The 13,952-nt window shown below is 21.0% G+C and carries 6 protein-coding genes, 1 tRNA gene and 1 pseudogene; 7 read left to right on the top strand and 1 reads right to left on the bottom strand.

Translation table 11 applies throughout. The features are described 5' to 3' along the window. Window positions 1-31 precede the first annotated feature (31 nt). From fbaA to recD, 5 genes are all read left to right on the top strand, one after another. Entirely contained in the window at window positions 32-1,123 is a 1,092-nt protein-coding gene (gene fbaA, locus D9V59_RS02290; protein WP_158364703.1) for a class II fructose-bisphosphate aldolase, read from the top strand. A 111-nt stretch (window positions 1,124-1,234) separates the two neighbouring features. Next, complete coding sequence (gene mscS / locus D9V59_RS02295; protein ID WP_158364705.1) at window positions 1,235-2,080, top strand: small-conductance mechanosensitive channel MscS; 846 nt, start codon at window positions 1,235-1,237, stop codon at window positions 2,078-2,080. 64 nt (window positions 2,081-2,144) lie between these two features. Next, window positions 2,145-5,366, top strand: coding sequence for an exodeoxyribonuclease V subunit gamma (locus tag D9V59_RS02300; protein WP_158364707.1), 3,222 nt, complete (start codon window positions 2,145-2,147; stop codon window positions 5,364-5,366). After that, the gene (gene recB / locus D9V59_RS02305) at window positions 5,353-8,853 is read left to right on the top strand and encodes an exodeoxyribonuclease V subunit beta (RefSeq protein ID WP_158364709.1); all 3,501 of its coding nucleotides are present in this window, start codon (window positions 5,353-5,355) and stop codon (window positions 8,851-8,853) included. Before D9V59_RS02300 ends, recB begins: the two co-directional genes overlap by 14 nt. A 4-nt stretch (window positions 8,854-8,857) precedes the next feature. Further along, window positions 8,858-10,660: an exodeoxyribonuclease V subunit alpha gene (gene recD, locus D9V59_RS02310; protein WP_158364711.1), complete on the top strand. Its 1,803-nt coding sequence runs from the start codon at window positions 8,858-8,860 to the stop codon at window positions 10,658-10,660. A gap of 101 nt (window positions 10,661-10,761) precedes the next feature. Here recD and D9V59_RS02315 read toward each other — a convergent pair. Next, window positions 10,762-10,838, bottom strand: a tRNA-Met gene (locus D9V59_RS02315). A 1,036-nt stretch (window positions 10,839-11,874) separates the two neighbouring features. Here D9V59_RS02315 and ribE point away from each other — a divergent pair. Together ribE and ribD are read left to right on the top strand one after the other, a co-directional pair. Beyond that, a complete protein-coding gene (ribE, locus tag D9V59_RS02320; RefSeq protein WP_158364713.1) occupies window positions 11,875-12,351 on the top strand; it encodes a 6,7-dimethyl-8-ribityllumazine synthase in 477 nt (158 codons plus the stop codon). Between the two features lie 480 nt (window positions 12,352-12,831). Next, window positions 12,832-13,935, top strand: a pseudogene (gene ribD, locus D9V59_RS03170) (bifunctional diaminohydroxyphosphoribosylaminopyrimidine deaminase/5-amino-6-(5-phosphoribosylamino)uracil reductase RibD). The last annotated feature ends 17 nt before the right edge of the window (window positions 13,936-13,952 follow it).

Raw genomic sequence — 13,952 nt, forward strand, 5'->3', positions numbered from 1 at the left:
TTTAAAATTAGATAATAAAATAGGAAAAACATTGAATATTTTAAATAAAATAAAACCTGGTGTTATCAATGGTGATGAAGCTCAAATATTATTTAAATTTGCTAAAAAAAAACAATTTGCGATACCAGCAGTAAATTGCATAGGAACTGATTCTATTAATACTGTATTAGAAACTGCTGCTAGAGTAAAATCTCCAGTTATTATACAATTTTCTCATGGAGGAGCTTCTTTTATTGCGGGTTATAAGAAAAGATTTCCAATTCATCAAGAACAAGCAATTCAAGGTGCTATATCTGGAGCTCATCATGTACACTTAGTTGCAAAATATTATAAAATCCCAGTAATACTACATACTGATCATTGTCCTAAAGAAAAATTATCATGGATTGATGGATTATTAAAAATAGGAAAACAGTATTTTTATAAAAATAAAAAACCTCTTTTTACTTCTCATATGATTGATTTATCCAAAGAAAGTTTAGAAGATAATATTGATTTTTGTAAAAAATATTTACAAGAAATGAAACAAATTAACATGATGTTAGAAATAGAATTAGGATGCACAGGAGGCGAAGAAGATGGTGTAGATAATAGCAGAATAGATAAAAAATTACTTTATACACATCCTGAAGATGTGAATTATGCTTACGAAAATCTGAATAAAATTAGTCAAAATTTTAGTATTGCTGCTTCTTTTGGCAATATACATGGTGTATATCGACCAGGTAATGTTGATCTTCAACCTAGTATTTTAAAAAATTCTCAAGAATATGTTAGTATGAAAAATAATTTAGAAAAAAACCCATTAAATTTAGTTTTTCACGGCGGATCAGGTTCTGATTTAAAAGAAATAGAAGAATCTATTAAATATGGTGTTGTTAAAATGAATCTTGATACTGATATGCAATGGGCAACGTGGCAAGGAGTGTTAAAATTTTATAAAAAAAATAAAGACTTTTTACAAAAACAATTAGGAAATAATATCAATAAAAATCATCCTAACAAAAAATATTATGATCCAAGATCATGGATAAGAGAATCGCAAGAATCAATGTCTATAAGATTAGAACAATCATTTAAAGAATTAAATTCTTTCAATATTTTAACAAAATATTTTTATTAAAAAATTTAATCTTATTACGGGGAATAAATAAAAATATTCTCCGAAAAACTATTTTACATTAAGCGTGTTAATTTATAAATACTGACAGATATAAAATATACAGAGATAATAATGGATGAATTAAATGTAGTAAATGATATTAATCATGCAGGAAATTGGCTTGTACGTAATCAAGAATTACTTCTTGGATATATCGTAAATTTAACATCTGCTATTATTATTTTAATTGCAGGAATGTTTATAGCTAAAATAATATCTAATGGTGTTAATCAGATATTGATCACCCGTCATATTGACGCTACTATTGCTGGTTTTCTTTCTACGTTAATAAAATATATTATTATTACCTTTGCATTAATTGCTGCATTAGGTCGACTTGGAGTTCAAACAACATCAATTATTGCCATATTAGGAGCCGCAGGAATGGCTATAGGTTTAGCTCTACAAGGTTCTTTATCTAATTTTGCAGCAGGTGTATTATTAGTTACTCTAAGACCATTAAAAACAGGAGAATATGTTGATTTAGAAAGTGTTTCAGGGACTGTTTTAAATATTCATATTTTTCATACAATACTACGTACTTTAGATGGTAAAATTGTAGTCATACCAAATAATAAAATTATTTCAGGTAATATTATTAATTATTCAAGAGAGCCAGCACGTCGTAATGAATTTATTATAAGTGTATCATATGATAGTGATATTGATTTAGTTATTAAAATTTTAAGAAAAGTAATAGAAAACGAAGAAAGAGTAATAAAAGATAGAGACATCATTATTGGATTAAGCGAACTAGCTCCATCTTCTTTAAATTTTATAGTACGTTGTTGGAGTAATAATCATGATTTAAACGCAGTATACTGGGATTTAATGGCTAAATTCAAAAAAGCATTAGATAAAAATAATATTAATATTCCTTATCCTCAAATAGATGTACATCTTTATAAAAAAAAATAATATTAAAAAATATTCAATAAATTTTTTATACTAATCTATTTATTTAATTAAATATCAGGTGTTTATGTTTACAGTTTATCAATCAAATAAACTCACTTCACTACTATCAAAAGTATGTCAAATAATTGAAAAAAAACCTCTGTCTAATATTTTTGAAAAAGAAATTTTTATTCATGATAATAAAATATTATTTCAATATCTAAATATATTTATTGCCAATAAAATAGGAATTTCTACTAATATAAAATTATACAATCCTCATGATTTTATATGGCAATTATTTAAGAAATTTTTATCTAAAAAAAATTTAAAAAATACATTTAATCATTCTATTATGACTTGGAATATTATGAATATTTTAAATGTAGAAGATTTTTCTGAATGTTGTTATAAAACAAAAAATAACATGAATAATTTTAAATTTTCATTACTAATGGCAAAAATGTTTGAAGAATATATTTTATATTGTCCTCATTGGATTAACTCATGGGAAAATAAAAAAAACATATCAACTATTAATATTCACGAAAAATGGCAAATGAAATTATGGATAAAAATAATAGATCAAAATAGAAAAAATTGTCAAAATAATGATCATTATTCTAATTTATTTTATAATTTTAAAAAATTAATAAAAGAAAAAAAAATAAAAAAAAAAGATTTTCCTCGTCGTTGTTTTATTCTGTCTTCTTTCTCTTTAAATCCTTCTTACATAAAAATTTTTGAAAAAATTAGTCCATATATTAATATTTATTTTTTATATATTACACCGTCTAAAAAAAATAGATTAGAACTATCTGAAAAAAATACATCAAAAAATATATTAATAGAATTATGGGGGCAACATGAAAAACTTTACGATACATATATTATACAATCTAATAAAAAAATAATAAGTTGTTTTAAAAAAAATAATAAAAAAAATTTACTAAATAATATTAAAAATAATTTTTCTTTAAACCAAGCGTGTGAAAATTATAAAATAAAAAAAAAAATATTACATGTTCAAGATGATTCTATTTCTATAAACATTTGTTTGAATAAAAAAAATGAGATCGAAGTATTATATGAAAAATTATTAGAACTATTTTCAAAAAATCCTAAAATCAAACCAAACGATATAGTTGTTACTTGTTTATCAATTGATGATTACATTCCTTATATCAATTTAATATTTAAAGATTTAGATCAAAATAAACAAATTCCTTTTTTTATTTCTAAAAAATTTTCAAAGAAAACAAAAATTATATTATCTACTTTTAACAAATTATTAAATTTACCTAACAGTCGTTTTAAAAATGAAGAAATATTAGAATTACTTAATATTCCTGAAATAGCAAAAAATTTTAATATTTCAGAAGAAGAAATCAATATTTTATCTTGTTGGATAGAAGAAGCAAACATTAGATGGGGAATTGACAAAGTACATAAAGAGAGTTTTTTGTTTCCTAAAAATCATCAAAATACTTGGATGCACGGAATAGATAAATTAATTTTAAGTTACGCTACAAATAATACAAAAAAATTTTGGAAAAACATTGTATCATGCAGTTTTGTTAATGGTTCTAGAGTAAACTTATTAGAAAAGTTTATTAATTTTATAAACATACTTAAAAAGTGGAAAAAAAAGATAGCAAAATCACAAAATCTAATTTATTGGCGTTCATTGTCTAAAAATCTTATTAGTGATATTTTTTATGTTAGTGAAAAAATAGAAGAACCTATTAAGATAATTCAAAAAAATTGGACAAAAATGATTGATGATGGTCTTTTATCTAATTATTCAGATAAAATTTCAATTAATATATTGAAAAAAAAATTTATTTATACATATAACAAATATATAAAAAATCAAAAAATTTTACCAGGTGCAATAAATTTTTGCCATCCTAAGTCTATTTGTTATCTCCCATTTAAAGTTATATGTATTATTGGGTTTGATTATAATAGCACTTTAAATAAAAATAACATGGATGAAGTTAATTTATTAAATCAATATCCATTAATTGGTAATTTAAATATTTATCAGAAATACTCTTATTTATTTCTTCAAAGTATATCTTGTGCTGAAGAATTGTTTTATATTAGTTATGTTGGATTTTCTATAAAAGATCAGAACAAATTATATCCTTCCACTTTAGTTGATCAATTGTTAAATTATATATCATTAAATTTTTACTTAATAGGAAATAAAAATTTACCTTTTAAAGAAAATAAAAAAAAAATAATTAATAATTTATGCATAAAATACAAAAAAGATTACTCGTATAAAAAAATTAACATAAATAATTTTACAAAAAAAAATTTACAGAATAAATCAAAAAAAATAAACGAAAAAATATATAACAAAAGCTTTTTCAATAAAATTGTTTATGCAAAAAATACTTTTAGTAAAATTAATTTAATAGATTTAATAAATTTTTGGAAACATCCTATACGTTATTTTGTTAAAAAAACATTACAAATAGAATTTAATCCTAAAAAAGAACAAGTAATTCCAACAGAACCTTTTTTAGTTAATCAACTAGATAATTTTAAAATAAGAAATATTTTATTAAATAAGATAATACATAATGAACACATAAAAAAATTATATCAATATTTTATGCTTTCTGGAAAGTTACCTTATGGTTTTTTTGGAACATTATTCTGGAAAAAAAATATTCTAGAAATAGAATCTATTGCAAAAAAAGTTATTGAACATAGACATTTTACAAAAGAAAAAAAAGTTAATTTCAAAATACAAAAATATCAAATTAATGGTATTTTGAATGAAGTACAAAGTACTGGTTTGTTACGTTGGAAATCTAATTTAATCAATCATAAAGATCGTATTTCTTTATGGCTAGAACATTTAGTATATTCTATATTAGGAGGCTACGGAGAAAGTAAAATTATAGGCAATAAAAATCAAATATGGTCTTTCTCTCCTTTAAAACCTGATGTTGCATCTAAATATTTTTTAGAATATATTCAAGGATATATTACAGGAATTCAAAAACCTCTTTTATTAATAAAATCAGCTGCATGTTGGCTTGATCATATTTATGATAAAAAAAATTTTTGTATTAAAGATAATAATAATATAAAAATAACAGGATACAAAAAATTAATAGAAACATGGATGGGAAACAACTATATTACAGGAGAAAAAGAAGATTTTTATATTAAAATAATTATTAAAAAATTAGATAAAAAAAATATAAACAAAATTTGTGCAATATCAAAAAAATGGCTATTACCATTACTAAAAAACAAAAAAATAATAAAAAATGAATACTTATAATTTTAAAAAACTTAATATATTTAAAATATGTCTAAATGGAGTTAATTTAATAGAATCGTCTGCTGGAACAGGAAAAACTTTTACAATCGTATTGCTGTATTTACGTTTATTATTAGGTGTAGGAAGAAAAAAACACTACAAAAAAAAACTTTTAGTACAACAAATACTTATAGTGACTTTTACAAATGCAGCAAAAGAAGAATTATATATACGCATTAAAAATGGTATTCAAAATTTATATTTAGCCTGTATTAATAATGCCACTAAAGATCCTATCTTAAAATCATTTTTAAAAGAAATACATAATATAAAAGAAGCTACTGATATTTTATACAATGCACAAAATAATATAAATAACTGTGCTATTTATACAATACATGGTTTTTGTCAAAATATATTAGAATTACACACATTTAATTATAATATTACTTTTAAAGATACAATCATTGAAAATGAAGATGATTTATATTTACAAGCTACACAAGATTTTTGGAGATATTATTTTTATAACTTACCAGAAAATATTTCTAAAATCATTTATCAAGATTATAGTAGTCCGGATTATCTTTTAAAAAAAATAAAAAGACTTTGTTATATCAAATCAGAAAACTTTACAAAAAAGCTTATAAAAAATACGAGATTAATTAAAAATCATGAAAAAAATATCAAAAAAATAAATAATTTTAAAAAAATATGGTTAAAGAATAATAAAAAGTTGTTAATACAAATCAATGAATTAAAAATAAATAAAAAAATATATAATGTATTTAATATATCTAGATGGATTAATAATATTACTATATGGGCAGAATCTGAAACTAAAGATTATATCATGCCAGATTCATTAAGATATTTTTCACAAACTAATATTAAAAAAAATATAAAAAATAATATTATTTTAAATAATATAATTTTTAAAGAAACTGAAAAAATATTAAATAATAATTTTTCATTAAAAAAAATTATAATTCAAGATGCAATTCAAAATATTAACTACTTTTTACTCAAAGAAAAAAAAACGCAATCATTATTAGGATTTAATGATTTATTATCTATTCTTTTAAAAATTATAAAGAAGGAAAAATTTTTACAAAATTTAATAAGAGAAAAATATCCAGCTGCATTTATTGACGAATTTCAAGATACTAATATAGAACAATATAAAATATTTGATTTGTTGTATAAAAAAAACAAAAAAATAGCATTATTTCTTATCGGAGATCCAAAACAAGCAATATATAGTTTTAGAGGAGCAGATATTTTTTCTTATTTATATGCTAAATCTAAAATAAAAAAATGTTACTTTCTAGATACTAATTGGCGTTCTTCACAAAAAATATGTCATGCTATTAATTTTTTATTCTCTCAACATAATAATCCGTTTATATTTCAAAATATTCAATTTCAACCTATTAAACCTTCTTGTCAAAATTTCAATATAGATTTTATAATTAATGGTATTTCACAAATTCCAATTAGTTTTTTTTTACAAGATAAAAAAGAAGTATATATAGATGAATATCAAATATGGATTGCAAAACAATGTGCAAAGGAAATTAGTTATTGGTTGTCTTCTTCAAAATTAGGAAAAACTAAAATTATAACTAAAAAAGGCGAAAAAAATCTAACAGCAAATGATATTGCTGTATTAGTTAGAAACCAAAAAGAAGCTTGTCTTATTCAAAAAGAATTACAAAAACTGAATATAACATCAATATACTCATCTAATAAAACAAGTATATTTCACATCTTTGATGCTCAAGAATTACTCTGGATATTAGAAAGCATTTTAGAACCAGACAATCAAAAACTATTAAAGCAATCTATTTCTACACATATTTTAAAAAATATATCATCTATAATGATAAAAAAATCAACTAATAGACAATCATATTTTTTAATAGAAAAATTATATGAATACTATAATATGTGGGAAAAAATAGGAATTTTTCAGATGATCAAAACTATGATATTAGAATATCAAATAACTTCTAGTATTATAGAAATTCATAAAAATTATGAAAAAAATTTAAATTTTCTTCATTTAGCAGAATTATTAGAAGAACAATTTCAATTTTTTGATAAAAAAACATCTTTAATTTATTGGTTTCAAAAAAAAATAACAAATAAAAATAAACCTACGTGCAATGAATATATTAGATCTATAAACAAATCTGAATCAATTAAAATTATTACTATACATAAATCAAAAGGATTAGAATATCCTATTGTTTGGATACCCTTTAGTGTAGATTTTTATCAATCTAAAGATTTTTTTTACCACGATGAAAAAACTTATAAAATATTTTTTGATAGAGAAGAAAATAAAAAAAGTTTGAAAAAATCAGATGAAGAAAGGCTTGCAGAAGATATACGATTTTTATATGTTGCACTTACAAGATCAATTGTTCATTGTAGTATTGGAATAGCATGTTTATTAAAAAATAAAAAAAATAAAAATTATAGTGATATTCATAAAAGCGCTTTAGGATATATTATACAAAACGGTAAAATTATGAATTATGATAATTTATTTAAGCAATTAAATATATTAAGTGGTAATAAATATATAGAAATTAAACATAATTCTAATAATAAAACATCGTCCATTTATAAAAAAAGTATTTATTTAATATCAAAATCTATTACTTTAAAAAAAAATATAAATAAAATTGACACCATTACAAGTTTTACTCAATTACAAAAAGAAAATAAGTGTTTAATAAAAGAAACTTTTTTAGAAGACTCTTTAAATATAAATAAAAAAAAGAAAAGCAAAAAATTAACAATACATACTTTTCCTCAAGGAAAAAAAACTGGTTTAATGATGCATTATATACTAAAAAATTTATGTTATTTAAAAAATAAAAACACTGATTGGTTTAGTAAAATTTTAGATAAATATGATTTTTCTTTGCAATGGATTCCAGTATTAACATCTTGGATAAAGAATATTATAACAACTTCAATACACAATGAAAAAATTGTTTTATCTAAAATTAATAAAAATAGATTTTTAACAGAGCTTGAATTTTTTCTGCCTATTAAAAATACACTATATAGCAAAGAATTAAATATAATTATGCAATCTTTTGATTTAATATCTAATACCTCTCCAAAATTATTTTTTAATCCAGTAAAAGGAACATTAACAGGATTTATTGATTTAGTTTTTTTTTGGAAAAAAAAATATTATATATTAGATTATAAATCTAATTATCTAGGTATAGATAATAGTTTTTATTCCGATCAAAATATAAAAAAAGAAATGATTAAAAAAAGATATGATTTACAATATCAAATTTATACTATTGCAATACATAAGTATTTGCAAAAAAAAGTAAAAAACTATAATTATCAAAATGATTTTGGAGGTGTTTTTTATATTTTTTTACGTGCTATTAGTGATAATATGAAAAATAATGGAATTTTTTATACCTTTCCTAATTACACATTAATAGAAAAAATTATTTTTTTAATTTCATAACAATATGATTAATTTATTAAAAGAAGCTTTAAAGAAAAAAATTATCAATCCAATTGATTTTTATTTCTCTCAATTAATTGCAAAAAAAAATGCCATTATAATGCTAGTTGCATCATGTATAAGTTATGAAACTAGACATGGTCATATTTTTTTACCAATTGAATATTTTCAAAAACAATATTTTTTTTCTAATTTTAATGAAAAATTTACAAAAAAAATTAGAGTTTTTTTAGAAATTAAAATAGATTGGTTAGATGAATTATTAAAACATCCATCTATTAGTAATGGTGTTATTTTTACGCCTTTAATTTTATCAGATAATAAGATATATCTTTATAAAATGTGGAAAGCTGAAAAAAATATTTTCGATATATTATATAAAAAAAATAAAATTCAAAATATAAATAAAAAAAAATATTGTAAAATATTAAATAATTTATTTCCTAAAAAAGAAGATGATTCTCAAAAAATAGCTGTAGCGTTGACATTAATAAACAAAATAACATTTATTGTTGGATCTCCCGGTACTGGAAAAACTACTACAATTATAAAAATAATAATTGCATTAATAAAACAATCAAAAAAAACGATAAAAATCCAATTATCTGCACCTACAGGAAAAGCAACAACACGATTAACTAATATTATTCAAAACAATATTTTTAATATTTATCTTTCTGATGAAGAAAAAAATTATCTTCCGAACCATGCTGTTACTATACATAAATTATTAGGAATCCAAAAGATATCACAAAAAAGTTTTTTTAATCAAAATAATTTATTAAATTTCGATGTGTTGATAATAGACGAAACTTCTATGATAGATATTTTAATGATGGAAAAAATATTTCTTGCAGTTCCAAAAAATATTAAATTAATTTTTATAGGAGATCATAACCAATTATGTCCTGTAGAATCAGGATCAATACTAAAAAATATTTGTAATTATGCCAATCATGGATATAGTTTAAAAACCATCTCTTTCCTTGAAAAACTAACAGAATATAAATTTTCAAAAAACATAAATATTAACAAAAAAAATTCTATTAGTAACAATATATGTATATTGCAAAAAAACTATAGATTTAGTAAAAATTCAGGAATTTATATATTATCAAATGCAGTAAAAAATAAAAATATAGAAATAATTAAAGAATTATTTAATAATTCAATAAATAACGTTTATTTTGATGAAATTAATTCTGATCAAGAATATAAAAATATGATTGAAAATATTTCTTTAAAATATAAAAAATTCTGGCATGCAATCTATCAAAAAAAAATAAAAGAAATAATAGAAATTTTTCAATATCATCAAGTGTTATGTATATTACGTGACGGTATATTTGGAGTGAATTTTTTAAATAAACAAATAGAAGAGAACATGTATAAAAAAAATATAATAAAATATTTTTTTATCAATAATGAAAGATGGTATATAGGAAAACCTATTATGATTAACAAAAATAGTGAATTTTTAGAGTTATTTAATGGAAATATAGGAATTGCTAATTTTAGCGAAAAAGGCGTGTTTCAAGTATCTTTTTTAAAAGAAAATAAAAAAATTAGAAATATTCCTGTCAGTATTTTAAAAAACTATGAAACCGCTTGGGCAATGACTGTTCATAAAGCACAAGGTTCCGAATTTACCAATACATCTTTAATACTACCTAATTACGAATGTAATCTATTAAATCAAGATATTTTATACACAGGTATAACGAGATCTCGAAAACAAATAAATATTTTTTCTAATAAAAATATTTTTATGAAAACCGTTTTAAAAAACAAAAATACAAAATATTAATATATTTTATTTTATTTTATTTTTTATTCTTAATTATTATATTTTTAAAAAATAATATTCGAAAATAATTTTATTCAATACATTTAATGAATTTAATAAGTTGGTTGCGGGGGCTGGATTTGAACCAACGACCTTCGGGTTATGAGCCCGACGAGCTACCAAACTGCTCCACCCCGCGTCTGAATTAATTAATATAGTACATCTTTATTAAAAAAAATGCAACATTTTTCATAAAAAACTATAATTGAAAAATTAATAAACTTATCATTAAAAATAAATAACTTATTATTTTAAGAAAATAATTAATTCAAAATACTTTCTTACAAATATTAAAAAACATTTCTATTTTTATATTTAAAAAATAAATCTGTTTATAAATCTGTTATAAATTAAAAAAATTTTAAGATTAACAATCTTAAAAAGTCAATAATCAATGATTTTCAAATAAAAATAATAAATAACTACAAAAATTTTAAAACAAGTAGATATTACATCTGAACAGTAAAATCTAGAAAAAACAAAAAATAGCATTTTAAAAATCTAATATATTTAATATCTTGCAATTTTTAAAAAAAATGAGTCTTTACCAAAAAGAAAAGATATATATAATAGAATTATAAATTTAAAATACATTCTTACTTATAGTAATTCTTTGATAAATAATTTTATTATAGAAATTCCAGGAAGCGCTTTTTATAAATTATACACATAATAAACTATTATTTTTTTAGTTATTGCAGTAAAAATGGATAGTCTTAGACAGGAATTAGAAAAATATTTATAAATAGAAGTAATATTACAAAATAATATATCTATGAAAATATTAAGCAGTGGTTTAGAAAATATAGAGAAAAAGAAAAAGAAAATTTATTATAAAAAATAAACTTTTTATATTTTTTAAAAAAAGTGTATTTGAAGCTAGTGTATTTCTATTAATAGCACAAATTTCAGTGACCCTAGATGCTTTTATAATTAAAATAACAGTATAATTTTGTTATAAACTATATTACTTGATAAAAATAGTAAATTTATCAATAAACATAAAACACATATTAGTAATCACATTAAATTCAGGTAGTATAATTAAAAGTTAAAATTTTTTTTATTAAGGAATTCGTTCAAAATTAAGTATGTTATCAAGATGATATTATCACTATAGACATGTTTGAATATTAAAAAAAATAATAACTTTCAACATTAAGTAAATATAAAAAATGAATATAATTCAATCAGGAATTACAGCTGAACATGCTTCAATTGCAATAATCGTTGCACGATTTAATGAATTTATTAATAAAAATCTATTATCAGGAACATTAGATACATTAAAAAGAGTTGGAAAAATAAAAGAAGAAAATATTTTAAAAATATATGTTCCTGGAACATATGAAATATCAGCTGTAGCAAGTTATATTGCAAATTCTAGCAAATATCATGCTATTATTGCAATAGGAACTATTATACAAGGAGAAACTGATCATTTTAAATATCTTGCTAGTGATACTAGCAATAATCTTGCAAAAATTAGTACTCAATACTTTTTGCCTGTTACATTAGGAATATTAACTACAAAAAATATTCAACAAGCCATAGAAAGATCTGGTTCAAAAATGGGCAATAAAGGCTCCGAAGCTGCTTTAGCAGCATTAGAAATGATAAATGTTATGAAAAATCTTAAAGAAATGTTTTAATTTGTTAATTATATTTTATTTAATATCTTTTTAAAAATTATTAAAAATAATAAAATATAATTAATTTTTTGTTTTTATAAATTTTTTAAAATACTTTTCTTGAAGAAAAATATCAAAACAGCAGCAGTCAATTCTATTGATCTTGCTGCAATAAATTTTTTATTAAAAAATATTTATAAAAAATAAAATATTTAAATCTATAATCTTATTAAATTATAGATCATATTTTTACTATTTCTAAAATTTAGAATAATAAATTTATTAAAAACAATAATATAGATTATTTGTATATATTAAAAATTAATTTTTTATTTAAAACAAAAAAATTTTTATAAAATTTTAACTTTTATCTTTAAAAACTAATATTATTTTTAATTTATTCAATTTATTTATCATTATCAATTATTTAATAATATTTATTATAAGTTTTTTATTAAAATACATAATATATGTTGGTTAAAAATGAATGATATATTTTATATGAAAAGAGCTATTGAACTTAGTAAATTAGGAGAATTTACTACTTCTCCTAATCCTAACGTAGGATGTGTGATTGTAAAAAACAATAATATTATTGGAGAAGGCTGGCATATGAAATCAGGAGATCATCATGCCGAAATTAATGCATTAATAATGGCAGGAAACAAAGCAAAAGGAGCTACAGCTTATATAACGCTCGAACCATGTAATTATTTTGGTAAAACTCCTCCTTGCTGTAATGCACTTGTTAAATCTGGGATCAATCATGTTGTAATTTCTAATATAGATCCTAACCCTAAAGTTTCTGGAAATGGCATTTTATATTTAAAAAAACATGGAGTTTCTGTTACCACCGGTTTATTATCTCAAGAATCAATAAAATACAATAAAGGATTCTTTAAAAGAATGAAAACTGGATTGCCATGAATTCAACTAAAGTTAGGCATGTCAATAGATGGCAGAATAGCTATGAAAAATGGAGAAAGTAAGTGGATTACTTCAAAACAGGCACGTCAAGATGTTCAACAATTTAGAGCTAAAAGTTCAGCAATTCTTACTAGTAGTTCTACTATTCTAAAAGATAATTCTTTATTCAGTGTACGATATGAAGAATTTAATAAAGAGACTTCATCTATTTTCCCTAAAAAAATATTTAAACATCCAATAAGAGTTATTATAGATAGTAAAAATCGTATTAAACCATCACATAAAATTATTCAAACTAAAGAAACAATATGGTTATTTAGATTAAAATTAGACACCTGTATATGGCCTGAAAATACAAGTCAAATTATAGTAAAAGAAAAAAACAAAAAAATTAATATTTTATCTGCTTTAAAATTACTAGGAAAATTAGAAATTAACAATCTATGGATTGAAGCAGGTAGCACCTTATCAGGTTTTCTATTAAATTCAAATTTAGTAGATGAACTGATTATATATATAGCCCCTAAAATACTAGGACATGAAGCAAAACCATTATGTATAATTCATAATCAATTCAATTTATTGGATGTACTTAAATTTAATTTTAAAAATGTTTGTCAGATAGGTTCTGATATAAGAATAATCTTGTCTCCTAAAACAACTAAAATTAATATATAATTAAAAGAGATTTTATT

The organism is Buchnera aphidicola (Artemisaphis artemisicola) (assembly GCF_005082365.1).
GTDB lineage: Bacteria > Pseudomonadota > Gammaproteobacteria > Enterobacterales > Enterobacteriaceae > Buchnera > Buchnera aphidicola_AR.